Raw genomic sequence first — 24,660 nt, 5'->3', positions numbered from 1 at the left:
ATTGGTCTTTGCCCAAATAGCAAGCCTAGTCATATCCCTATGACTAGGCTTTTGTGTATCTGAGCTTTTAATCGATTTTTGATGCTCACCTCAGACCGAGATAATCACTAAGCCTCAGGCGGTCAGCAGCTGCAATATGATGGCGAGGATCAGCACTGGGCAAACATATTTAACGTACACAGGCCAGATGCGCCAGAAGAGGCCGTCTAGCTTGGCGCCTTCCTGGGCGGCGATGGCCTTGAGCAGGCTGTTTCTATGCCATACCCAACCTGTGTACAGGGCGATGCCAAGGGCGATAAAGGGCTGGGCTCGCTCCGTGGTAAGGGTGATCACCAGAGCGAACAGGGCATCGAAATTAAACACCATGATAGTCGCCAGTAGGGCAATGCCACCGCCCACCAGATAAGTGGCGCTGTGGCGCTGAATCTCTGTCTTCTCCACCATATAGCTGGTGGGAACTTCGACGATCGAGATGGCCGATGTCAGCCCGGCTATGGTCATCAGGATGAAGAAGACGATGGCGATCAGCGGTCCCGCGAGTCCGCCCAAGCTATCGAACAGCGCCGGGAGCACGGTGAACACCAAGGTATCGGCATTGAGCAGGCTGCCATCTGCGGCGAAGATCTGAACGCCGTTATGCTGGGCCACATACATGGCGGGAATGATCATCAAGGCCGCGAGGAAGGCGACGCTGGTGTCGGTCAGGGTGACATAGGCGGTCAGCTTGGCCAGGTTTTCCTGCCGATGCAGGTAGGCGCCGTAGACCATCATGGCACCAGTACCTACGGTGAGCGAGAAGAAGGTCTGGCCCAAGGCGCCGATTAGCACCTGAGGCTCCCAAATCCGGCCGAAATCCGGCACCAGCAGGGCGTTCAGCCCCTGGCTCGCACCGGGCTGAGTCAGAATATAGGCGACGCCGAGTACTAAGATTGCCAACAGCAGGGGCATGAGTCGCTTGGACCAGGCCTCGATCCCCTGCTGAACCCCCTGGCGGATCACTAAGACCACCATGAGGATAAAGATTAAGGTAAAGAGTAGATTACGCTCCAGCGAGAAGCTGGTTAACCAGAGGGCAATATCTTGCATGCCCAGTAACCTGGCCATCGGCGCCAGGGTAAAGCTGACAAACCAGCCAGATAGGATGCTGTAGAAGGTGCAGATCAGGGTGGCGGTAAGGATAGAGGCTAAGCCTATGGTCTTGCCCAGGTTGCGAGTCAGGGCATTGGTGCCCAGTTTGGCCATGGCGTCTGCTGGGTTGGTCTGGCCGTGGCGGCCAATCATGAGCTCGGCAACCAACATGGGGTAACCCAGCAGGAAGATGAGCACCAGATACACCAAGAGGAAGGCGCCGCCACCATGAGTTGCCGCCTGAGTGGGAAACCCCCAGATGTTGCCTACGCCAACGGCCGAGCCTGCCGCTGCCATGATAAAGCCAATGCGTGAGCTGAAATGCCCTATATCTTTTGCGCTCATCTATCCCTTACCTCAGTGTTAAAGAGGGCGCATCATAGTCCTTTATTATAGTCGGTCAAGGGTGGGAAATGGCGCAGTTCAAGGTTAAGTCTTTGTTGTTATCGCGTTATATGGCTATTTATTGGAAACTAATTTCGCTACTTGGCTTTATCGGCGAATTTATTGCGATGGTCCCGTTGAGACAGGCGTCGACGCGATAGGATTGCGCGGGCAAAAAAATGAGAATTTGTGCAATTTATCATGCTTTATCGTCTTGAGTGCCGAGTTCAGGCAGGGGAATGGCGGTGCGGCTCTTGACCTGTTTGAGCACGAAACTTGAGCGTATGCCTGCGATATGGGGGTTGCTGGTGAGCTTCTCCAGCAGGAAGTGTTTGAAGGCGTCCATGTCTCTGACCAATACCTTGAGCTGGTAATCGGCATCGCTACCTGTCAGCAGGGCGCATTCGAGTACCTCGTCATAGCCATCGATGGCCTGCTCGAACGCATCGAGAATCGCTTGGGTATGTTTTTCCAGGCGCACCTGCACATAGGCGGTCAGGGTCAACTGAAAGTAGGGGGCGTCGACTAATGCGGTGTAGCCCGCGATGATGCCCGCCTCCTCCATCGCCTTGACCCGGCGCGAGCAGGGGGAGGGCGATAGGCCGACGCTTGCCGCCAGATCTTGGTTGGCCATGCGTCCCTGGGCCTGCAGCAGCTTGAGGATCTGAATGTCGGTCTTGTCGAGTTGTAGTCTTGTCATGTCAGTCGCCGGGTAAGAGTGAACCCATATCGAAGTAAAATGCTGTTTCAGTCAAACATTAGTCCAGTTAGGCATTAGCCGATGGCGCGCCATTTTTCGGTGAATAGCAAGGCGAGTAGAGCGATAAGGCCGCCAAGCAGGGATGCCGCCAAGACATCCTGAGGCCAGTGCATGCCCAGTAACATGCGGCTAAACCCCATGGCCAGCGCCCATAAGCATAACAGAGAGGCGAATAAAAACCTTTGTGCCGCCAACAAAAAATAGCTGACGACTAGGGCTAGCGTCACCGCAAACAGGGTGTGGCCCGAGGGAAACGAGTAGCCCACCTCATCTTGCCAATGCTGGGCTATCTTAGGAGAGAGGGATAACTCTGTCTCATCTGCCAGCTTGGCCATCTCTTGCGCCATCATAGAATGGCGTTTCGAGTTGTCGGCCCGATAGAAATCAATTATCGAGAGCCCTTGGGTCTCAGCTAAGAGCTGCACATTGGGTCTGGGATGGCCGAAATAAGGCTTGAGAAAGTGATTTAGCCCCAGACTGAGCCCCATGGCGAGGCCGACGCTAAACAGCAGTGGCGCAAGCTGATTGCGTGGCAGCAACCAATAGCAGGCGAGTTGCATCGCTAGCACAGTGAGCACGCCATAGGGCGCCGTGCCCGAGCTGGTTAAGCCATAGAGCAGCTGCGCCTTGAGGGAACTGAGTTCGAGCCAGGGAAACAGGCTTAGGCCGCCTAAGTAGATCGCGGCGGGGATCAGCGTGAGGCCGCTCCAGAGTATCACCACTGGGAAATAGGGATTTGCTGGGGGATTTGACCTCATAGAACTTCTCTTAAATCGACCTACTTGAAACAACTTCTTTAAAAGGCTAGGTATAAAACCCCCAACTTCAATAAAGCGCTAGGCTAACCCACTCTGACGATGCTGGCTAGTCTGGCCAGCACCTGAGCTGTTTTTTAATCTTGCTGCGGGGTTGATGGCGCTTCGACCCGATGACGGGTCAGGTACATGAGGATCAGTAGCACCATCATCAGCAGGCCTGAGCCCATCAGCAGCGCATAGTCTTCCAACTTCAGAATGGAGTAGAGCACGCTGTAGAGCGCCAGTAACATGATGGCCATAAAGATGCCGCGCCTGCGACTGGCGGTCACGCTGGCAATATAGGCCGAAACCGACACTAGTGGCACAGATGCCGCCAGCAGGTAGGCGTAACCAAAGCTGATATGTTCAGACAGAGAGAGCAACAGCAGATAGAAGAGTGCCATGGCGCTGGCGACCAGCAGATACTGAATCGAGCTCAAGACCTGTTGTTGTCCCAGCTCGAAGATCAGCAGCATGATACTGGTGAGCATGATAAACAGCAGACCATATTTGACCGCGCGCTCAATTTTGCCGTAGTGGGTCACGGGTTCAAACAGGGTGGCCTGAGCCGCGATCTCCTGCAGATTGACCTCCTGGATCTTGGTAAATACCTGGGGGTAGTTGCGGGTCAGGTGGCTAACGTCCCACTGGGCGCTGAAGCCCTGGGCGGTGATCTGTCGCTCGGTGGGCAGTAGGCCGTGGAAGCTAGGGTGAGGCCAGTCTGCCGACAGGGTGACCTCTGTCTGCTGTCCTATGGGCAGCACTGAGATCCCTTGTGAGCCCCTTAGGCTGATATCGAAGTTGACCGTGAGTTGCTTACTTTCGGGACGTAGGGCGATCGGCTGATGAAAGCCGCGGTCGAGCCCCCTGAGTTGCTCAAGTCTGGTGCCAGGCATGAGCCTTTGCGGCGTGGCCGCTTGCTGGTCGGCCTTGGCGGTGAAACGGTTGATCTTGTCGATGGCCTGGTTGGCGGAGATGCCAAATACCAGTCTGGCCTGGTCGGGATGCAGGCTGACCAGGTTGGGTAGGGTGTAAGCTTCGAGGCGGAACTGCGCCGAGCCCGTGACCTGAGACTTGTAGACCAGAGAGCGGAAGATGCCGCGAGAGAGGAAACTATGTTTGAGGGAGACGGCGAGGTTGAGCTGCTCCGGCAGCACCACGAGTTCACTGTCGTAGGTGTGCCTCGCCTTGGTCATCTTGCCCGTGTCGCTAATGCTCTCCTGTACCACCTCATAGGTGTAGGGGATCACCAGTGCCGGTCCGGCAATGGTCTGCTGCTCGCCCCAGGAGCGGCCTATCTCGTTGACCACACCATGGTACAGATGCTGCCTGTCTGAGGTGAGGCTCTCGATGAGTCCCAAGGGGATCATCGCCACCAGGGTGAGGATGGCGATAAAGATCAGTTTCTTACTCAGTGGGCTGTTGGCCAGGGGTAACCGACTTAACATAAAAATCCCTCTCAATGACGGTCTGGGTGTATTGCGCCATTACACCACAAGTCGCGCCATATAGGCGGGCATAGCGATGACAAATTGTGGCAAAACTGAGGCAATTGAAGATGTTGTTGTGAGAGGTGAGAAAAAGAATAAATAGAAGAGAGAAAGAGAGGCAACAAAAAAGAGCGCAGGGCGCTCTTTCGTGGATGGACGACGCTTATGCAGCTTAGTGCGGCTTAAGCCTCGTCTTGCTGTCTGAGTTTGGCTTCCAGGGCATCGACCTGAGCCTGCAGAGCCTCGAGCTTCTCGCGGGTCTTCAACAGCACGTGCTGCTGCACGTCAAACTCTTCGCGCGAGACAAGATCTAGCTTCATCAGCTGGTTTTGCAGCACCTGTTTGCTCTTCTCTTCAAACTCACCGGCAAACTGCTTAAGCCCGCTGGGGAGGTTATCGCTTAGCTGCTTAGCTACTTCTTCGATCTTTTTGGGGTTAATCATCTTTTCTGTCCGCCATTGGCCGTTTAATGCTATGCCCGAATTGTACCTAAGCCTACTGGGATGACAACTAAAAAGCGGTCGCTTCGATTTGTGATGAGGGCAGGTTCACATTGGTGGCCAGTTGGTTGTGTGCGGTTAAGCTTAGATGACCACTTGGATATTTTTGTCTGAGCTATGGTGAAGATTCTGGTATGATCCCTGGCCGATCTCACGAAATCTCTAGTTGGTAGCCGTTAGTCAATGAAGCTCAATCCCGGTCAAAATGATGCTGTGCACTATGTCTCTGGTCCCTGTCTGGTGCTTGCCGGTGCGGGTAGTGGTAAGACGCGTGTGATCATCAATAAGATTGCCTATCTGGTGCAGAAGTGCGGTTATCGGGCGCGCAATATCGCCGCGGTGACCTTCACCAATAAGGCGGCGCGGGAGATGAAGGAGCGTGTGGCCCAGTCTATGGGGCGCAAGGAGGCCAGGGGCCTGTGGATCTCCACCTTCCATACCCTGGGGCTGGAGATCATCAAGCGCGAATATAAGGTGGTGGGCCTCAAGCCCGGCTTCTCCCTGTTTGACGATCAGGATACCCTGGCGCTGCTGAAAGAGCTTACCGAGAAGGAATTTGACGGCGATAAAGATCTGCTGCGCATGCTGATGACGGCGATTTCTAACTGGAAGGGCGATCTGATGACGCCGGACCGTGCCATCAAAACCGCTAAGGACGAGCAGTCACAGCTATTTGCCTTGCTCTATCAGCGATATGCCCAGCATATGAAGGCCTATAACGCGCTGGATTTCGACGATCTTATCCTGCTGCCCACCCTGCTGTTGCGGCACAAGCAGGAGGTGCGCGAGCGCTGGCAGAAACGGATCCAATACCTGCTGGTGGATGAGTATCAGGATACCAACACCAGCCAGTATGAGTTGGTGAAGCTGTTGGTGGGCGAGCGCGCCCGCTTCACCGTGGTGGGGGATGACGATCAGTCTATCTACTCCTGGCGCGGTGCTAAGCCGCAGAACTTGGTGCTGTTGGGGCAAGACTTCCCGGCTCTTAAGCTGATCAAGCTGGAGCAGAACTATCGCTCGAGTCAGCGGATTTTGCGGGCGGCCAACATATTGATTGCCAACAATCCGCACGTCTACGACAAGTCGCTATTTAGTGAGCTGGCCTATGGTGAGCCGCTGCGGGTGTTGATTGCCGCCAACGAGGAGCAGGAGGCTGAGCGTGTGGTGGCCGAGATGATCCGCCATAAGTTCGTCGGCAAGACCCAGTTTGGTGACTATGCCATCCTCTATCGGGGCAACCACCAGTCGCGCCTGCTGGAGCGTGCCTTGATGACCAACCGCATTCCCTATAAGCTCAGCGGTGGTACCTCCTTCTTCGGCCGCGCCGAGATCAAAGATATCATGGCCTATCTGCGTCTGGTGGTGAATCCCGACGACGACAACGCCTTCCTGCGGGTGGTTAACCTGCCTAAACGTGGCATTGGCCCCGCGACTCTGGAGCGTCTGGGTAACTATGCCAACGAGAAACATATCTCCATGTTTGAGGCGATATTCCAGAGTGAGTTGAACCATCATCTGCCGCCGGCGGCCATGTCGGCCCTGTATGAGTTTGGCAAGTTTATCGTCGACACCGGCGAGGCGGCGACCCGCGGTGAACCGGTTGAGGCGGTGAAACAGCTTATTCGCCATATCAACTACGAAGATTATCTGTACGAGACCAGTACCAGTGCCAAGGCGGCCGAGATGCGGATGAAGAACATCTCCGAGCTCTATCGCTGGGTGACCGAGATGCTAGAGGGCGATGAGCTGGACGAAGGGATGACGCTACCAGAGGTCGTGACCCGTCTGACTCTGAGAGACATGATGGAGCGTAACAGCGAAGATGAGGCGGGGGATCAGGTGCAGCTCATGACGCTGCATGCCTCTAAAGGCCTTGAGTTCCCCTATGTCTTCATGGTGGGGGTGGAGGAGCGCATCTTGCCGCACCAGACCAGCATAGATGAAGACAACGTCGAGGAGGAGCGCCGCCTGGCTTATGTGGGAATCACCCGGGCACAGAGGGAGCTGTGGTTTATGATCTGCCGCGAGCGGCGCCAGTTTGGCGAAGTGATGCGCTGTGAGCCCAGCCGCTTCCTGATGGAGCTGCCCCAGGACGATCTGATCTGGGAAAACCGCAAGCCGCCTCAGTCGGAGCAGCAAAGAGTGCAGTCGGGTCGGGCCAACATAGCCAACATACGGGATATGCTGAAGAAGTAATTTGCTTAGGCGGCGCTCACCTATGTGCTTAGGCTGAGATACTGTCGCTGCGAGGCTGGTCAGGCTCGGACAGTTTGCTAGGATCGATAGAATCGCCCAGTGCCTGCCCCTGACCCTGCTCGAACCCCAGGCTGACCAGTTGCTGCCTGTGTAGATCCGTCTTAACCCCTTCCACAAACAGCGTTAGCTCGAGTGCCGAGGCGGTCAGCTGGTGGGCCTTAAGCAGGCGTTTCTGCTGCGGATTATTCAGATGACTGATATAGCTAGGGTCGAGTTTCAGGCCTGTTAAGGGCAGGAAACTTAGGCTGCTCAGGGCGGTGTGAGCACTGCCGTATGCGCACAGGCCTATGTTAACTGCCTGCTTGGCCAGGATATCGAAGGCTTGAATATGGCTGTCGCTGTCGGTGACAAAGGCCTTCTCGTTGAAAAACACCCAGATGTTGGCAGCTTTATAGTAGCTCTGCTTGATACGATTCTTCAGCTTGCGCACCGCATGCTTGTGTTTGAGGTGCTGGCTGGCAAGTTTGATGTGCAGTTGTACTTTATCGCCGGCCTGTTGCATCACCTTGGGATAGTCGCTATTGAGCCGGTCGAAGAGGTAGAGATCCAGTTCCTTACTCAGATTACAGTGTTCGGCGATATTGCTGAGCTGATCCTGTTTGATTTTTCCTAGCTGCTGGTGCTGCCAGTAGAGTCTGGGCTCCAGGGCAATAACCTCTTGGGTGGCTAAAGCCATTACGGGGAAATATTGCAGGGCCAGTTCTCGCTTGGCAATCGCTTCTCTGAGCTCTATCTCCAGGGTGATATCATGGCTCTGCTGGTGGCTGGTACTCTGATCGAAGATGACGAAGCAGCCCTTGCCGTTGGACTTGGCCTGATACATGGCGGCGTCGGCGTCCTTCAGCAGAGACTCGCTGGTGTCGCCGCTGCTTTGGCCGCTAAAGGCGATGCCGATACTGGCCCCCGAGGTGAAGCTCTGATTCGACAACTGATAGGGCTCGCTCAGCTCCCCTAAGATGCGTTCGGCAACCTCGATGGCGTCGCTATTGCTATTGATGCTATCCAGCAGGATCACAAATTCATCGCCGCCGATACGCCCTAAGGTATCGTTACTACGTATGCAGAGATTGAGACGACGAGCGGTTTCGATCAGGAGGCGATCCCCCTGCAGATGGCCCAGAGTGTCGTTGATCAGTTTAAAGCGGTCGAGGTCGATAAACAGCAGGGCAAACCTGTCTCTGGCGTGGCGCCTGACATGTTTCACCGCCTGAGCCAGTCGCTCCATGAACATGGCGCGATTGGGCAACCCGGTTAAGGTATCGTGGCTGGCATCGTGTACCAGTTGCTGCTCAACCTTGCGGCGCTGGGCGATCTCCTTCTCGAGATCTTGGTTGAGCATCGCTAAGGCGCGGGTGCGTTGGGCTACCTTCTCTTCCAGCTGTTCATAGCTCATTTTCAGGGACTCTGCCGATAGCTTGCGCTCGATCGCCGCGGCGATGTGCTGCGAGACGAAGGTGAGCAGATCCAGATCTTTCTCCTGATAGGTCTGCGATGGGGTAAAGCTATATATGGTGAGCGCACCTTTGACTATGCCCTGAATAAACAGGGGCACGCCTATCCATTGATGTATGGTCTCGGCGTAGTTGAGCTGCGGCGCCCTGGCGTATAGCTGTTTTGTCTGAATTAACGTCTTGATGTCTGTGCTATCGAGTAGTAGAGGGCGTTTATGCTTGAGGATAAACTCCGTCAGACCATCGGCCAGAGGACGTTTCTGGGGCGCGCCTACGTTGAGCTGTGAGACATAGAAGGGAAAATGCAGTTCGCGGCCATTGTCCTCGAGCAGGGCAATATAACAGTTGTTAGCTGGCAGCAGGTGGCTGAGCACTCGGTGCAGCTCGCTGTAGAAGGTCTGGTGATCTATGCTCGAGTTAGACAGCTCGGCGATCTCAAAGAGGGATTTTTGCAGATTTTCTGCTCGTCGTCGCTCGGTCACCTCCTGCTTGAGCTTGTCGTAGGCGACGCTTAGCTCCTTGGTCCTGTGCTCGATGGCCGCTTCCAGATTGTGCTGGTATTGTACCCGCTCGATAACACCCGAGATGTGTTGACTGATAAAGGTCATCAGCTCAACCTCAATCTCGCCATAACTGATGTTGGCGTCATAGCTCTGTACGGCGAGAACCCCTATGGTCTGATCGCTGCTGAAGATAGGTACCCCTAGCCATTGATGACAACTCGATCCTCGACTGACGATCTCACCGACAGCGAGCAGTTGCATAAACTTATCATCGTCGCACAACAGCGGTTCTTGGGTGCGCAGCACATAACCTGTTAGTCCACTGTTTAGGGTAGTGGAGAGCTCTTCGCTGGGATAAAGTTGGCTAGGGTGCTGATCTTTCTCATCGACAAAGAAGGGGACTTCTATCTTGTTGGTTTCACGATTGACGATGGCGATGAAGAAGTTGTCGGCGGGAAGGAGGCGGTTGAGATTGGTTTGGATGCCAGCGTAGAAGTCTTCGGCGCGCTCGACTCGCGCGGCGAGATTGGAGATATCCAACAGCGTGTTTTGGATGATCTCAGAACGCTTGTACTTCCGAGCCAGGCTCTTTAAGCGAGATATCCTTTTATATAGACGCCCAACTTCACGGGGTGAATGCTGGTCTGTTTTATCCCTAAACATGTTTCCGCCAATCACAAGTAGTTATTTTTCTTCGCAAGGATTTGGGGTAATGATTATAAATAGCATAAAAAAACACCATCACCAAGTCATTATTTTGACGTTGTCAGCTTAATATCAGCTTAAATATGCTAAAAGTTGAGCAAACGCGTAAAAAAATCCGTGTTTGCTATAGACGCGCAGTAAAATAATCCATACTATATGCGGCGCTAACAAGGCAGGCACCCATAGCTCAGCTGGATAGAGCGCACCCCTCCGGAGGGTGAGGCCGAGGGTTCGAATCCTTCTGGGTGCACCAGTTGGATGCGAGTCTAGTTAGTGTAAAGAAGTCAACATCAGTGGTGATTGTAGCTCAGTTGGTAGAGCCCCGGATTGTGATTCCGGTTGTCGTGGGTTCAAGTCCCATCAGTCACCCCACTTCTTCTTACAACAGACTTCACGAGTCATTTTTATTCTTGATAAAGTGAAGCGAGGTGGCACCTCGTAAAATATCCATTGTTTCGGTGATTAGCGCAGCCCGGTAGCGCATCTGGTTTGGGACCAGAGGGTCAGAGGTTCGAATCCTCTATCACCGACCAAATTCCAAGTGAGTGATGCATTGAGGCATCGTTGACTGATACAAAAAGATTTTCGGTGATTAGCGCAGCCCGGTAGCGCATCTGGTTTGGGACCAGAGGGTCAGAGGTTCGAATCCTCTATCACCGACCACCTTTAGAGAAGCCCCTCGAGTCATCGAGGGGCTTTTTCTTTTCCTGTTTTCCTGTTTCATATGTGTCTTCAATACATAAAAAAAAGCTGCCCGGTTGGGCAGCTTTTTTGTTATAGCTCGACGCGAGTGGGCGGGTAGATATAACCCATGTAGGCGTTGGTCTTGAGTGGCTCGAAGCGCGCCAATTGCGGCTGCTCCTGAATGCCGGTGACGATAATCTGGATATCCAGGCCTCTGGCGACGTTCACCAGGGCGCGGCACAGCTCACTGTTGTGCTCGTTCTCGTCATAGTAGGCGAAGGACTGATCTAACTTGACGTAGCTAGGTCTTAAGTTTTGCAGATATGACATAGAGCCAAACTGACGACCAAAGTGATCGATACCAAAGTGAGCACCGTTATCACGAATGATATTGCACAGTGCCTGGCAGGCGTCGGGATCGCTATAGACTCCGGCCTCAGGGATATCGAATACGATACGCTGGGCGAGTTGGGTATTACGCAGGAACTTATTGAGCCACCGATGGAAGCCGGTATCGCTTAGGCTGTTGAAAGTCAGGTTGATGGCGATAGGCTCGTCATTCCGCTCCAGCAGGCCATTGTCGACTATGGTTTCGATTAGGCATCTGTCCAGCATAGAGCCTAGCGAGAGTAGTTCGACATAAGGCATAAACTGACCCGCGTGGATCTCTTTATCGCCTATGGTGACCTGGCAATAGAGCTCACGCTGGACCACCTCATCCTTGTGTGTGTGGTAGACCGGCTGCCATTTGAACTGGAACTTCTTGCTGCTGATGGCGGCGCTCAAATGCTCTCGCCATTGCTCACGGGTATAGAGCTGCTTCTCGTTGCTCTCGAACCAGTGGAATACCTTGTTTTCGGCAATCGCCTTCTGTAGCGCATTATCTGTCTGTGCCAGAATGTCTGATACCGTCATGTTGTCGGTGCGCTGGGCGATACCTATGGCAAATTGCTCGTTAGGCTTACAGCCCGCCTTAGATATCTCCTGATTAACAGTTCGGATCAGGGTATGCAGGTACTTACTGCTCTGCTCCTGCTCGGCACTGGTGATCAGGAAGGCAAATTCATAGGCGGCGATACGGGCGATGACGGAGGGGGCTATCTCGTCGAGATGTTCCTGCATCTTCTCGGACAGCAGACGTATGGTTTCGTCGCGTACCTGATAGCCATACTTACTGTGCACCTCTTCGAGCCAGTCGAACTTGGCCATCATCAGCGAGCCATTGTTCGGTTCACTCAACCAGCTGTTGAGGCGACCCATCATATACTGTCTGTTTGGTAGCTTAGAGACCTGATCGACCAGGTTCTTCTTACGTAGCTCAGTCACCTCTTCGTCCAATGAGCTAAAGATCTGCTTAAGCTGATGCGACATGCTGTTAAAGGCTTCTACCACGGACTTGAGCTCAGAGGTCTTGGGGATTGCCATGTCTGGGCCAAACTTACGCTGGGCGATCTCGGCGGCGTGCTCGGCAATCTCATGCAGCGGTCTCAGGATCCAGGTCAGCCCGAAACGTGCCAGCATGATGGCGAGGAGAAACAAGATAGAGATGACTATGATGGCGTTGGTCAGGGTGCGCCACAGCTCGTTGTAACCAAAGCCTGGGTGGGCGGTGATCTCCAGCTTAGCCAGCTGGATCCAACCCGAGGTGATGGTGCTTTCCCGTTTAATCGTCTCGAAGAATCCCAGGTCGATAAACCATTGGGGTACGCCTTCGATCTTCACGTCGTTTTCCCACACCTGCTGCTTGCCGTCGACCAGCCAGGTGAGTTTGACCTGCTGGTAGTAACCTCCTTCGAAGATGACGTTGATCAGCGTCTCCGCACCAACTATGTCACCCGCTTCCAGATCGGGAACAAGCATGATCCCCAGGCTGTGGCTGGTGTTATTGAGATCGGACTCCATCTGCTTAGTCAGAAAGCTTTGCGTCTCGGTAAATTGGACATAAGCCAGGCTGATGACAACGACCAAGAACAGGCCAAAAAGCAGTGAGTATATCTGTCGAAACAGTGTCATTGTTTTCGCTACTCCAATCTTAACTTAGGCATTTTGAGTCGCTCAACACCTAATCTATTTTTGAGATCATTCCATTTTTCAAGGCGTTCTGATGAGCCTGCCAGCACACCGCGACCTTTCTCTTTGTTAAGCCACAACTGACGACCGTTAAAGCTGTATACGGGGATCAGATCTTGTCTCTGAGTGGCCGGCTTAATCTGTCTGTCCAGGTTGTCCAGTACCAAGGGGATGGAGCCAGGCGTTTCATAGTAGGCCAGTACCATGTGATACTGATTGACCGAGGTCGCCTTGACCATGGTGATCCGCAACTTGTCATCGGGTACGCCAAGCTGCAGCAGGGTGAAATATTTGGCGATGGAGAAGTCTTCACAATCGCCGCCATTGACCCCGATAAACTCCATCGGACTGGCCCAGTAGTTACTGACGCCCCACAACTTGATGTCGTCGATAAACCTAAACAGATTGAAAAAGTTATTTACCTTGGTGATCTTCTCTTGTTCACTCAGCCCCTGGGATTCCTCCAGCACCTTAAACCAGGCGGCGACGCGCATACCCGCGCGCTCACCGTATCGGGTTTCTAGGGTGGATTTAATGTAATTGGTGTCGAGTGTTTGTGTCGGAGAAGCGTAGAGGCAAGAAAACCCCAGGGCCGTTGCCACAACGCAAAGTTGGCAGACCCTTTGAAAGCGTTTTTGCCTGCCAATTTTGGCCTTCATCTTCTCCGACTATTTTTTATTTTACTTGTTCATCAACTGTGTAGATATGCCACTTCATATCGGCCTTGGTATCTTCACCCGTTACCTCTGCAATTACGCGACGGTTACGTGTGTGTGCCATCTTGGTATGAGTAGGATCTACCGGTCTGTCGTAGCTGTAGCCTATGGCGGTCAGACGATCGTTGGCGATGCCGAAGCGCTCGGACAACAGTGAGGTTACGGCATCGGCGCGGTTTTGTGACAGCGCCAGGTTGTGCTCATAGCTACCAGTCTTACTACAGTGCCCCTCGATGGTCACCTTAGTGTTGGGATACTGTCTCATGAAAGTCGCTACCTTTTCTACCTGATCATAGTATTGGGGATCAATATAGAAAGAGTCGTTGGCAAACAATATCTTAAGTTCTTGACGTTCATTGATAGGCTTAATCTTACCACAGCCATAGTTGTCAATGGTTGCACCGATTACGGTATCGTTACAGCGTTCACGGGCGACGATGACACCATCTTTATCCTTGTCATTAAGATCGAATACCTGGTTGGTCGGGGTATCCATGGTTACTATGTCGCGTGAAGCGCAGCCGCCGATAAGGGCGACACTTAGAATTATCAGTAAGGCTTTCATTATTTTACTCCCCCTTCGTATTCGCGCTCACCCTTCCATACATCTGGGCGAGTCACACGAAGCGATTCCAGTAGTCTACCTGTGGCGTTAAGGATACGGTATTCAGAGATGATCTCGTCGTATTCGGTATCGAGGTAATCTTTACGCGCCTCAAACAGCTCGTTTTCTGTATCCAGCAAATCCAATAGGGTGCGTTGCCCCAGGTTGAACTGCTGGCTATAGGCGACTTGAGTATCTTTAGCTGCGATGACGTGGTCGCGGATATACAGCTTTTGCGGCTCCAGCATCTCGTAGGCGTTCCAAGCTAGGTTGACCCCTTCGACGACCTGACGGTAGGCGCGTTGGCGAATCTCTTTCGCCTCGCCAATCTTGTAGGCTGCCTCTTTCTCGCGGGCCAAGTCCTTACCGCCTGCAAACAGGTTGTACTTTACGCGCACCATTGCCACGAGATCATTGTTATGACCGCCAACATTTTGGTTCGCAAAAACCGAGTAACCATCTTCGCCGTCTATGTTGTCATTCCAGTTACCAGAAAGCTCAAGTGATAGCTTAGGATAGTAGTTGGACTGGGCTGACGAACGCTCATTTTCTGCCGCCGAGATGTCGCTCGTGGCCGATTTCAGGATAGGATGATTTTCCTGAGCAACCTTGAGGCCATCAGAGAGGTTGGTGGGCAGCATATCGTCATCGGGTACCGGGACGATCAGGTTCTCCGGCTCTTTCTCGACGATGCGAACAAACTGCGCCTTAGCATCGAAGAAGTTGTTCTTTGCCGCTATCACGTTGGCGTTGGCGCGTGCCAGACGACCTGTTATCTGAGACAGATCGGCGACTGATCCAAGGCCTGAATCGGTACGCTGTTTGATTTGATCGTAGATCTCTTTGTGACTCTGCAGATTTTTCTCTGCCAGGGTCAGCACCTGCTCGCTACGAATATAATTGATATAGACTTTAGCCACATCCAGCGCGATATCTTCGGCCGCGGCAAACAGGGCCCACTGTTCGGCGCTGGCTTCGAAGCTGAAACGATCCACTTCGCTCGAGGTGTAGAAACCGTCGAATAGCATCTGCTTGATGCTAAAACCGACTTCGCCACGCATCAATTCGATGACACCATCCTTGTCAACATCCCCCTGGCCTGCACGGCGTCGGGTAGAAGGACTATTTGTCTGCTCCCAACCATAGCCACCACTGATATCAACGCTTGGCATGTAACCGGCGATAGCCTGATTGACCTGCTCTTCACGTGCCTTGAAGCGATTAAATGCGATGCGAATGTCTGGATTGGTATCCAGTGTATGGGCCACAGCCTGCTCTAGCGTCTGGCTGGAAGCTGCCCCTGGTATCAACATCGCACTAACGGCGAGTGCCATGGCACTGCGCTTTAGTTGATGCATGGTTTGCTTACTCATTTGGTTAACCCCCCTGGTTATTATTGTGAACTTAACGTTCACGCAGAGCAGTGTCTCTTGCTCTCAAAATTGGATTAAGTATGTACTCCAGAACGGATCTTTGCCCAGTGATCACATCTACCGTGGTTAACATGCCAGGTATTATGGGCATCTGGGTGCCGTCGTCTTTCGTCAAACTTGATAGTTCAGTTCTAACCCTTACAAGATAGAAACTGTTTCCCTCTTCGTCCTGTGTTGTATCGGCACTGATGTGCTCCACAACGCCATTGAGGCCACCGTAACGCGTGAAATCGTAGGCGGTAACTTTAACAACGGCGGGTAAGCCAGGATGTAAAAATGCGATATCTTTCGGAATGATCTTGGTTTCGATAAGCAGCTGATCTTCCGATGGCACTATCTCTATGATGTCGATACCAGGCTGTACAACTCCACCTAAAGTGTTGATATGAACAGTCTTAATGGTGCCATTTACCGGCGAGATAATTTCAGCCTTGCTGACCTTGTCACGTGCGCCTACCTGGGCTTCGTTGACGCGCGACAGGCGAGTCTGCATCTCGTTGAGCTGGGTGCGAGCCTCGGCGGCATAGACGAATACGGCCTCGCGACGCTTCAGGATGGCCTCATCCTGTGACGCCTTGACTTTGGGTCTGAGTAGCCTGAGTGAGCTGAGCTCGCCGCGAATGTCGTTGACGTTGCGTTCCAGTTTGAGTAGTTCCACCTCGGGCACAATCCCCTTGTCGGCAAGCGGACGGGTCAACTCAAGTTCACGGGTCACCAACTGGAAGCTGGTCGTCAGGGTATTGATCTTCGAGGCCAGCTCTTCGGTTTCCTGTTGCTTCTGCTGGATCTGGCGTGCCAGGATCTCCAGCTGGTTGCTCAGATTATCCAGCCTGCCCGAGTATTCGTCGCGTTGACGTTCGATCAGATCGGGTTCGCTTTCGATGAGCTGTTGCGGGAACTCTAGCGGCTGTTTGGCTATCTTCACCTGTTCGCGCCAGTCGGCGGCGACATCTGAAATGGTGATGCTGTTTAGCTCGGCGCGCAGACGGATAACATTGGCCTGCAGGCTGTAGACCTCTTGCTCCTGCTGAGCGAAGTCTGAGCGAAAACGGGTGTCGTCTATGCGAACCAGGGGTTGGCCTTTGGTGACCGTCATGCCTTCACGGACATAAAGCTCTTTCATGATGCCGCCATCCAGGCTCTGGATCACCTGCACCTGAGACGAAGGGATCACCTTGCCGGTACCTGTGGTCACCCGGTCGAGCTCGGCAAAGTAAGCCCAGACCAGGAAACAGAAGGCGAGGGCTGCCAGGGCCCAGATGATCAGCCTGTGGCTGGTTGGCGCATCAGTCATCATGGCGCCGTAGACATCATCGACCATCTCGAGATCTTGGGTGGTTAAGTGCTTACTCACTCTTCGGCCCTCCCGATAACAGCCCTTTGGCCAGCTGGTTAAGTATCTGATCTTTAGGACCATCGGCCACCAGATGGCCACGGTCTAATACCAGGATGCGGTCTACCAGATTGAGCAGGTGCATCTTATGGGTGATCAGCAGCAGAGTGCGCTCCTTAGAGACGTTTCTCATGGCGCGGATAAACTGCTTCTCGGCGCGTGCATCCAAACTGGCGGTAGGCTCATCCATCAAGAGTACCGGTGGGTCATTTAAGGTAGCCCGTGCCAGCGCGATGGTTTGGCGTTGCCCACGGGAGAGGGATTGTCCTCCCTCACCGACCTGTTGGTCTAAGCCTTCGGTCTCGATATCGGTAAACTGATTGACGCCAGAGAGCTGCACCGCACGGATCAGCTGATGCTCCGTGACCTGACGGGTGCCGAACAGTATGTTGTCGCGAATCGTGCCGTGGAACAGTGTGATGTCCTGAGGCAGGTAACCGAAGTTTCTACGCAGGTCCGTCGGGTGGATCTGTGCCGAATCCAGCCCGTCATAGCGCAGGCTGCCCTTGGTGGGTTGATACAGGCCTACCAGCAGCTTGGCCAGGGTGCTCTTGCCCGAGCCGTTGCGTCCTATGATGGCGATGCGCTCACCCGGTGCGATCGACAGAGACATGGGGTGCAGCACGGGCCGCTCGGAGCCCGGATAATTAAAGCTGACGTGATCGGCGTTGATCTGTCCCTTGAGTCTATGCTTGCTGACCAGGTGGCCTTTATTTTCAAACTCATCCTCTTGGGTCATGATCTGATCCAGCTGCCTCAGGGCACTGGCGGTATGGTTGCCTCGGGTCATCAGGCCTGCCAACTGAGCCATGGGCGAGATGGCTCGGCTCGATAGGATCACTGCGGCGATAATGCCGCCCATGGAGATGTCGTTATCGGCGACACGATAGACCCCTAAGATCACCACACAAACCACAGAAAGCTGCACGGTAAAATTGGCCACGTTGGTGACCGAGGTAGAGATTTTCTTCACCTTCAATTGCCAGTTGGCGGTATGGCCAATCATCTGCTGCCAGCTTTTCTGGACTAATCCTTCGGCGCCACTGGATTTTATCGACTCAATGGAGGCCAAAGACTCGATAAGATGTCCATGTTTCAGGCTGGAGAACTTATTGCTCTCTTCGATGGCCGCCTTGAGACGAGGCTGCATCAAGAGTGTGTAGCCGATAATGATACAGCCACCGATCACCGGAATGATGGCCAAGTCACCGGCGACGATATAGATGATTAACATGAAAAACAGCGCAAATGGCAGGTCGACCAGGGTGGTGATGGTCGCCGAGGTTAAGATCTCGCGTATGCTGTCGAACTCGCCCAACTGGCGCGCCATGCCGCCTATGCTGGGTGAGCGTTTCTCTAGCGGTATGCCGATGGCCTTAGCGAAAAGCCGTGATGACACTATGATATCGACCTTCTTGCCGGCGACATCGATCAGGTAGGCCCTGAGTTGTCGCATGACCAGATCAAAGATATAGGCGATGCCGGCGCCGATGGCGAGCACCCACAGGGACTCGAAGGCAAGGTTGGGCACCACCTTGTCGTAGACGTTCATGATAAATAGCGGCGACACTAGGGCGAACAGGTTTACCAATACAGAGGCGATTAAGGCATCGCGGTAGATGGGCGCCGAGTCTTTCAGGGTCTGAATAAGCCAGTGGGTGCGACTATCGTGCAGATGCAGATCGAAGCCCATTTCGCCACGATACTGCTGCTTCACGAGGAATAGATAGCCGACGTACATGGCTTCGAGTGCCTCGATGCTGAGCACTTCCTCGCCGCCTGTTTCCGGTAGCTGAATGACGGCCCTGTCTTTGTCTATGTCGATCTCTCTTAATAGACAGGCATTCTTATCTTTGAGTAGCAAGATGCAGGGCAGGAGAATAGGGGATATCTGGTCCAGCCCTTTACGAGTCAGCTTGGCCGCAAGCCCGGCTCGACTTGCTGCCTGAGGGACAAGTTCGGGTGTCAGAATGCTCCCCGACAGCGGGAGGCCAGCGGCTAATGACTCGCTGGAGCAGGGGCTGCCGAAGTATTCTGTCAATAACACTAAACTGTCTAACAAGGGATCGACAGTCACTCTTTGGGAGGCTGAAACTGTCCATTGTTCAGTTTTTGGAGACGCTGTAGCTTGCACCTGAAAAGCTTATCCTTAAGATTTTATTATAAAATTATCGTAGAACAATTATAGAAGTAATACCAAAACATCACCAAAGTAAAAATGACACCAAATAGTCGAAACTAGTTGGTGTCATTCATTACTGACCTTGATTAAGGTACTAGATGCTGGATCTGTCCATCATCGTCTTGGGTCGACGGTACGGCAAAGCTCGAAGCAGCCTGGTTAACGTCGGCATTGTCTACGATCAAGGCACCATTGCCGTCTGAGCCGAGCAGACCATTGATGATCTGACCATCGGTTGTTCCCAGGTGGCTCAGGTCGACACCATCGAGCACTATGGTCTGATCCACATGACCATCGTTATTGGCATCGACTTCGATGGTGGTTGAACCATTATCAACGGTGAAGTGCAGGTAGTCTTCCAGGTTACCGCCATTCTCTCCCTGAAGCAGGTCGCTCAGATCCAGTTTGTCTTGGTTGACATCGAAATCGGTAATGTGGTCGGTACCCGTATCGCCTTGCTGCCAGACGAAGGTATCGGCTTCGCCATCGGCCTTGTCGCTGCCACCTGTGAGGGTGTCATCGCCTAAGCCGCCGATGAGGATATCTTCGCCAGCGCCACCTATGAGTTCATCGATTCCCGTGCCGCCAAGTAAGAGATCGTCTCCGCTACCGCCATGAAGCTCATCATCACCGCCTTGACCGAAGAGGATATCATCCCCTTGGTTGCCGGCGAGAATGTCGTCGCCGTCATGGTCGCGTGAGGTGTCTAACAGGGCTGGGTTGGCTGCTACGAACTCGTGAACATCTTGGATGGTAACGGTTGAAGCATCTTCACCCAGTTGTATTGCTACATATTTTTGCAGCGCTGCGTAGCCCTGGCCGTCGATGCCGTCAAACTGTACGAGATCGCCAAAGACGATGTCATTACCTTCACCAGCATTAACCGTGTCATGACCTTGAAGTAGCATCTCCTTAGAACCTAAGATGATGCTCGCCAGGTCGCTCACATTGATATTGGTGGCTACGTTACCATCTGAATCATAAGGAGTAAGCTTATTCAGACTGATACCGCTGCCTATACCGATAGCTTCGACGTTAGACAGGGTGTTGAGCACCTGGAAGGCCGCTTGAGCCTCAGACTCTGCGGTGACGTCTGTGCCATTACCATTACTGTATCCAGAGGCAATTTTCGCGACATAGTAGTCGCCATTTTCATCGACTCTCATGCTACCAGTCTGATAATGCTTCCATGAGCCACCGTCTCTATACCAGTAATTAATGTTACCGTATTCATCGATGATGACTTTGCCATTGTGTTTAAGTTCTTGGCCTGGGACGTACTTATCTAGAAGATCGGATAACTTCTTATCCCAGTCATTGTAGTAATTATTATAAACCCATACATCTTCAGGATCGGCATCAACGTTGTAGTTGTTGGTTTCACCATCTGTGATGAAGTAAGTCAGGTTAGTTCCTGTATTGCTAGCGGCCGAGCCATTAGTAAACCAATCTATTACCGTTTCAAATGCCGCCTCATAGTTAGTTCTGCCATTGTCGCTGGTGATTTCAGACAGTACATTGGAAAGTTTAGAGATAGCATCTGATTCGGCTAGATTTACCGCCACATGTGCCTTGGTGCCACTATTAAAGTCGACAAGCAATACATTAACTGTACCTGAAGTCGCTCCTCCAACGCTGGCCTTCAGGGTATTGAAGACCTGTAGCAGTTGCTCTTTAGCAGAATCTATTCGATTCGAGCCCATGCTACCTGACGAATCAAGAACGAAGGCAACATTGTAGTTCTCGCCCTCTACTACCTGTATGCCTGTGGTATCACTGACGATGACATCATTATCTTGGCCACCATTGATTACATTGTCGCCATCTGTGCCGTTGTCATAATGGTAGTTTCTCAGTGAAACATCCAACATAGTCTGGCTAGAGGCGCTATCAAGGTTGCTTTGTTCAACCGAGCTGGCATTAATGGTCAAGGTGAATTCCAGATCGCCATTATAATTGTTGCCCGCCTTAATACTCAGGTTATCCAGTTGATTAACGGCGACAGTCCAGCTGCCATCGGCGTTGAGGGTTCCGGCGGATAGTGAGACGCCGCTTGGAACACCTTGAATGGTGACATCTGTCAGTGATTCACTTCCATCGCTGTCGACGAGTGCCACGTCTATATCCAAGGCGACTTCGCCTTGAACGACTTCACCAGTGCTAGCGCTCAGTGTTGGTGCGTCGGCGACAGCCACGATATTCAGATCGAGTGTAGCCGTATCACCCGTATTGGTGAGATATTCAATCTGTGGCAGCGTGCCACTCCAATGCAGGTTTGGTTCGAACGTAAAGCGACCATCTGCGTGGATACTCAGTTTGCCTTCGGCAAGGTTAATGGTGCTGCCATCTGCCTGATATGTCTTTCCTGATAGCTTAAAGCTAACGATAGATAACTCATCGTCAGGATCGATATCGTTGGTGAGCAGATTACCAGATAGGTTATGATCTTCTGTTCCGCGAACACTATCATTTACCGCTTCTGCATAGTCACTGACAGAAACCGTGATAGTGGAAACAGCCTTTTGCCCCAGTGCATCGACACCAATAATGTTAATGCCGCTAATCACCAGATTCTCGGTAGAAACATTGTGTGGGAAAGAGGCCAGTAGTTCGGCGGTAACGCTTACGTTACCCTCTTCACCACTTTCGATACGACCTCCATTAAGGGTGAGACGGATAGCCTCTTTACCCATAAAGGTACCTATGAGCTGTCCGTCATCGTTGAATGACCAGCTTATCTTGGCATTCACACCAGATACCTGAATATTGTCCGTATCGCCGAACTGGAATGCCGTAATCGATTCGCTGCCAGACTTGAAGCGCAGCGTTTGTAAGTCAGATTCGTTACCATCTTTGTAAAGATCGGCTTCGCTCAGCAGAGATACTGCGCTTGAGGTCAGCGCCGTTGGTGCCGTAGTCGTGCTGCCAGGAGCATCCAGATCGACATGGATCGAGCCCGTTGAGGTATCGCCGTCACTATCGGTGACATCGACCGTAAAGTTGAGATCAACATCGACGGTAGAGCTGACAATGTTTTCCGCCGACGTACCGGTAAACTGGAAGTTGGCATGCCCACCTTGCTCACTGGTGGACACTTCGATATAGCTAATTTCGCCAAGATTCCCAATGGTCTGTCCGCTGGTAATATCGCCTTCGCCCAGCAAGTTGCCATTAGCATCATAGGCCTTGAAATGGATATAGGTGGCACCGCTAAAGTTGATCGAAGCCGAGGCTACCTCATTGGCGTAATCAATAATGAGTGCTTCGCCTTGATCGACCCAGGCGTTTTGTGCGCCAAAGCCATTGGTGTTGCCGTTGACGGTACTTGCTATGCTGCCTGATGTAGACGTTAAAGTGAATGCAATGTCATTCGGATTAGTTACATCATTAATATCATTATAAATTGTACCGTCGGCCATCACATAGGCTGCTGGCGTGTTACCGCCCTTACCACCACTCATGTTGGCGACGGTAACTGTGCTCAGCTCATCGATGGCATGCTTAAGATCTAGCTGGTAGCTATCGCTATTTGGATCGATAGATAGGGTAAAGATCACCGATTGCGCGGCGTTGCCTGAATCGTAAGCCGATGGTGTACCACTGGTATCCGAGTAGGCAATGAGCATGCCTGGATTAGCCGGATCCACATAGTAGAATACGGTCAAACCACCTGCTGTAATGCCAGAATCTGAGAAGGTACCAGCCCCCGAAACGTTGCCAGATAGGTCAGCACTAAAGCTCTGATCTGCGCCGTCGACATTGATAACGCCATCATAGATACCGGCGGCGTTATCCCCCGTGAGATCTTGAGGGGTAAGTGTCACGCCATCATCGATAACCTTCACAGATACCGTGCCAGTAGCTGTGTCATTGGCGGCATCTGTCGCAACGACTGTGATGCCGTTAATTATAAGTTCATCGACATTGGTGCCATGAGGTAAGTTATCCAGCAGGGTCACTGAAACAGTTACCGAACCGGTGGCACCCGCGCTGATGTTACTACCCGATAGACTTAGCTGTAATACCGGCGTGCCGTCTATGCTGCCGATCAGATTACCCGAGGCATCAAGGTCCCAGCTAATGTTTGCATCAAGGCCGGTTACATTTATATCGCCAATGTCGGTAAAGGCGAAGTTGCTTACATCGTAAGCACCTGCGGTGAAGCTCAAACCTGTGCTGTCGCTGTCAGTTGCAGTGCCTTGGGTGTTGGCATCATCGACTGTGAGGTCAACATTGTTGCCGCCATCGACACCTGGGGTGACCGTGATGGCAAGGGTCGCGGTTTCACCTGTGTTGGTGGTGTAGGTGACAACCGGTACGCTGCCGTTCCAATCCTGGTTTGGCGTAAAGCTGTAGCTACCATCGCTGTTGACCACCAATAAGCCGCCGGCCAGAGTGACGCTATCACCGGCAGCGAAGCTCTCTTGTGAGCCGTTGCCATCTGTGTCGAGGGTGAAGCTGACTACGCTGGTGTTACCTGCCTCATCGTTGCTCAGCACGTTGCCGCTGGCAACAGTGTCTTCCGCCACGGTGATCGCATCGTTGGCCACATCGGTGTTGTCTGGAGTGACCGTGATAGTTAGGGTCGCGGTTTCACCCGTGTTGGTGGTGTAGGTGACAACCGGTACGCTGCCGTTCCAATCCTGGTTTGGCGTGAAGCTGTAGCTACCATCGCTGTTGACCACCAATAAGCCGCCGGCCAGAGTGACGCTGTCACCGGCAGTAAAGCTCTCTTGTGAGCCGTTGCCGTCGGTGTCGAGGGTGAAGCTGACCACGCTGGTGTTATCTGGCTCATCGTTGCTCAGCACGTTACCGCTGGCAACAGTGTCTTCCGCCACGGTGATCGCATCGTTGGCCACATCTGTGTTGTCTGGGGTGACCGTGATAGTCAGGGTCGCGGTTTCACCTGTGTTGGTGGTGTAGGTGACAACCGGTACGCTGCCGTTCCAATCCTGGTTTGGCGTGAAGCTGTAGCTACCATCGCTGTTGACCACCAATAAGCCGCCGGCCAGAGTGACGCTGTCACCGGCAGCGAAGCTCTCTTGTGAGCCGTTGCCGTCGGTGTCGAGGGTGAAGCTGACCACGCTGGTGTTACCTGGCTCATCGTTGCTCAGTACATTGCCGTTGGCAACAGTGTCTTCCGCCACGGTGATCGCATCGTTGGCCACATCGGTGTTGTCAGGGGTGACAGTGATGGTCAGGGTCGAGGTGTCGGTGCTGGAGCCGTCGGTCAGCACATAGGTGATCACCGGTACCGGACCGTTGTAGTTGGCGGCCGGGGTAAAGCTGTAGCTGCCATCCGCATTGAGGGTAAAGCTGCCGACACCATTGATGTTGACCGCCTGACCCAGGGTGAATGGACCGGTAACGCCATCGATGCTGAAGCTCTGCACGCTCAGCTCGCCGTCGACGCTGCTGCCATCAATCACATTACCTGTGGTGGCGCCGCTGTCTTCATCGACGCTGATCACTTCATCGTTGTCGGTGAAGTCATCGTTGACCGGATCAACCGTGATGGTCAGGGTTGAGGTGTCGGTGCTGGAGCCGTCGGTCAGCACATAGGTGATCACCGGTACCGGACCGTTGTAGTTGGCGGCCGGGGTA

General features: G+C 53.0%; 14 protein-coding genes and 4 tRNA genes. 5 read left to right on the top strand and 13 right to left on the bottom strand.

The window, feature by feature from the left end; genetic code table 11:
* Window positions 1-114 precede the first annotated feature (114 nt).
* The 5 genes from GNT65_RS17605 to ubiK all read right to left on the bottom strand — a co-directional run bounded on the left by GNT65_RS17605 (window position 115) and on the right by ubiK (window position 5,002).
* Window positions 115-1,473 carry a sodium-dependent transporter gene (locus tag GNT65_RS17605; RefSeq protein WP_160798512.1) on the bottom strand — a complete coding sequence of 453 codons (1,359 nt, stop codon included), beginning with the start codon at window positions 1,471-1,473 and terminating at the stop codon, window positions 115-117.
* A 238-nt stretch (window positions 1,474-1,711) separates the two neighbouring features.
* Window positions 1,712-2,212: an Lrp/AsnC family transcriptional regulator gene (locus tag GNT65_RS17600; protein ID WP_160798511.1), complete on the bottom strand. Its 501-nt coding sequence runs from the start codon at window positions 2,210-2,212 to the stop codon at window positions 1,712-1,714.
* Window positions 2,213-2,286: 74 nt separating this feature from the next.
* A complete protein-coding gene (locus tag GNT65_RS17595; RefSeq protein WP_160798510.1) occupies window positions 2,287-3,030 on the bottom strand; it encodes a phosphatase PAP2 family protein in 744 nt (247 codons plus the stop codon).
* Window positions 3,031-3,164: 134 nt separating this feature from the next.
* Window positions 3,165-4,517, bottom strand: coding sequence for a cell envelope integrity protein CreD (creD, locus tag GNT65_RS17590; RefSeq protein ID WP_160798509.1), 1,353 nt, complete (start codon window positions 4,515-4,517; stop codon window positions 3,165-3,167).
* A 224-nt stretch (window positions 4,518-4,741) separates the two neighbouring features.
* Complete coding sequence (gene ubiK, locus GNT65_RS17585) at window positions 4,742-5,002, bottom strand: ubiquinone biosynthesis accessory factor UbiK (protein WP_011864110.1); 261 nt, start codon at window positions 5,000-5,002, stop codon at window positions 4,742-4,744.
* Between the two features lie 240 nt (window positions 5,003-5,242).
* Here ubiK and rep point away from each other — a divergent pair, with 240 nt between their 5' ends.
* A complete protein-coding gene (rep, locus tag GNT65_RS17580; RefSeq protein ID WP_160798508.1) occupies window positions 5,243-7,255 on the top strand; it encodes a DNA helicase Rep in 2,013 nt (670 codons plus the stop codon).
* 28 nt (window positions 7,256-7,283) lie between these two features.
* On the opposite strand, the gene GNT65_RS17575 is transcribed toward rep, so the two are convergent.
* A complete protein-coding gene (locus tag GNT65_RS17575; RefSeq protein ID WP_160798507.1) occupies window positions 7,284-9,932 on the bottom strand; it encodes a sensor domain-containing diguanylate cyclase in 2,649 nt (882 codons plus the stop codon).
* Between the two features lie 218 nt (window positions 9,933-10,150).
* Here GNT65_RS17575 and GNT65_RS17570 point away from each other — a divergent pair.
* The 4 genes from GNT65_RS17570 (at window position 10,151) to GNT65_RS17555 (ending at window position 10,637) form a co-directional block, all read left to right on the top strand.
* A tRNA-Arg gene (locus GNT65_RS17570) sits at window positions 10,151-10,227 on the top strand.
* A gap of 43 nt (window positions 10,228-10,270) precedes the next feature.
* A tRNA-His gene (locus GNT65_RS17565) sits at window positions 10,271-10,346 on the top strand.
* 84 nt (window positions 10,347-10,430) lie between these two features.
* Window positions 10,431-10,507, top strand: a tRNA-Pro gene (locus GNT65_RS17560).
* A gap of 53 nt (window positions 10,508-10,560) precedes the next feature.
* Window positions 10,561-10,637 (top strand) — tRNA-Pro (locus tag GNT65_RS17555).
* Window positions 10,638-10,748: 111 nt separating this feature from the next.
* Here the strand turns inward: GNT65_RS17555 and GNT65_RS17550 are convergent.
* The 7 genes from GNT65_RS17550 to GNT65_RS17520 form a co-directional block, all read right to left on the bottom strand.
* Complete coding sequence (locus tag GNT65_RS17550; protein ID WP_160798506.1) at window positions 10,749-12,671, bottom strand: bifunctional diguanylate cyclase/phosphodiesterase; 1,923 nt, start codon at window positions 12,669-12,671, stop codon at window positions 10,749-10,751.
* Window positions 12,672-12,679: 8 nt separating this feature from the next.
* On the bottom strand, window positions 12,680-13,387 hold the full coding sequence (locus GNT65_RS17545; protein WP_160798505.1) for a transglutaminase-like cysteine peptidase: 708 nt from the start codon (window positions 13,385-13,387) through the stop codon (window positions 12,680-12,682).
* 16 nt (window positions 13,388-13,403) lie between these two features.
* Window positions 13,404-14,009 (bottom strand): OmpA family protein, encoded by a 606-nt coding sequence (locus tag GNT65_RS17540; protein ID WP_160798504.1) that lies wholly within the window; start codon window positions 14,007-14,009, stop codon window positions 13,404-13,406.
* A complete protein-coding gene (locus GNT65_RS17535; RefSeq protein WP_160798503.1) occupies window positions 14,009-15,421 on the bottom strand; it encodes a TolC family outer membrane protein in 1,413 nt (470 codons plus the stop codon). The genes GNT65_RS17540 and GNT65_RS17535 overlap by 1 nt, the downstream gene beginning before the upstream one ends.
* Window positions 15,422-15,452: 31 nt before the next feature.
* A complete protein-coding gene (locus tag GNT65_RS17530; RefSeq protein ID WP_160798502.1) occupies window positions 15,453-16,835 on the bottom strand; it encodes an HlyD family type I secretion periplasmic adaptor subunit in 1,383 nt (460 codons plus the stop codon).
* Window positions 16,828-19,008 (bottom strand): type I secretion system permease/ATPase, encoded by a 2,181-nt coding sequence (locus GNT65_RS17525; protein ID WP_160798501.1) that lies wholly within the window; start codon window positions 19,006-19,008, stop codon window positions 16,828-16,830. Before GNT65_RS17525 ends, GNT65_RS17530 begins: the two co-directional genes overlap by 8 nt.
* 134 nt (window positions 19,009-19,142) lie before the next feature.
* A partial coding sequence (locus tag GNT65_RS17520) for a tandem-95 repeat protein (protein ID WP_160798500.1) occupies window positions 19,143-24,660 on the bottom strand: 5,518 nt, incomplete at its 5' end.

Source organism: Shewanella insulae (assembly GCF_009831655.1).
Classification (GTDB): Bacteria; Pseudomonadota; Gammaproteobacteria; order Enterobacterales; family Shewanellaceae; genus Shewanella; species Shewanella insulae.
This window is presented reverse-complemented; position numbering and strand designations above follow the sequence as displayed.

Bases quoted from the DNA above. Each gene is read 5' to 3' on its own strand.
- GNT65_RS17600 (WP_160798511.1), bottom strand. From the start codon at position 2,212: ATGACAAGACTACAACTCGACAAGACCGACATTCAGATCCTCAAGCTG.
- GNT65_RS17535 (WP_160798503.1), bottom strand. From the start codon at position 15,421: ATGAGTAAGCAAACCATGCATCAACTAAAGCGCAGTGCCATGGCACTC.
- ubiK (WP_011864110.1), bottom strand. From the start codon at position 5,002: ATGATTAACCCCAAAAAGATCGAAGAAGTAGCTAAGCAGCTAAGCGAT.
- GNT65_RS17575 (WP_160798507.1), bottom strand. From the start codon at position 9,932: ATGTTTAGGGATAAAACAGACCAGCATTCACCCCGTGAAGTTGGGCGT.
- GNT65_RS17605 (WP_160798512.1), bottom strand. From the start codon at position 1,473: ATGAGCGCAAAAGATATAGGGCATTTCAGCTCACGCATTGGCTTTATC.
- GNT65_RS17550 (WP_160798506.1), bottom strand. From the start codon at position 12,671: ATGACACTGTTTCGACAGATATACTCACTGCTTTTTGGCCTGTTCTTG.
- rep (WP_160798508.1), top strand. From the start codon at position 5,243: ATGAAGCTCAATCCCGGTCAAAATGATGCTGTGCACTATGTCTCTGGT.
- creD (WP_160798509.1), bottom strand. From the start codon at position 4,517: ATGTTAAGTCGGTTACCCCTGGCCAACAGCCCACTGAGTAAGAAACTG.
- GNT65_RS17545 (WP_160798505.1), bottom strand. From the start codon at position 13,387: ATGAAGGCCAAAATTGGCAGGCAAAAACGCTTTCAAAGGGTCTGCCAA.
- GNT65_RS17540 (WP_160798504.1), bottom strand. From the start codon at position 14,009: ATGAAAGCCTTACTGATAATTCTAAGTGTCGCCCTTATCGGCGGCTGC.
- GNT65_RS17595 (WP_160798510.1), bottom strand. From the start codon at position 3,030: ATGAGGTCAAATCCCCCAGCAAATCCCTATTTCCCAGTGGTGATACTC.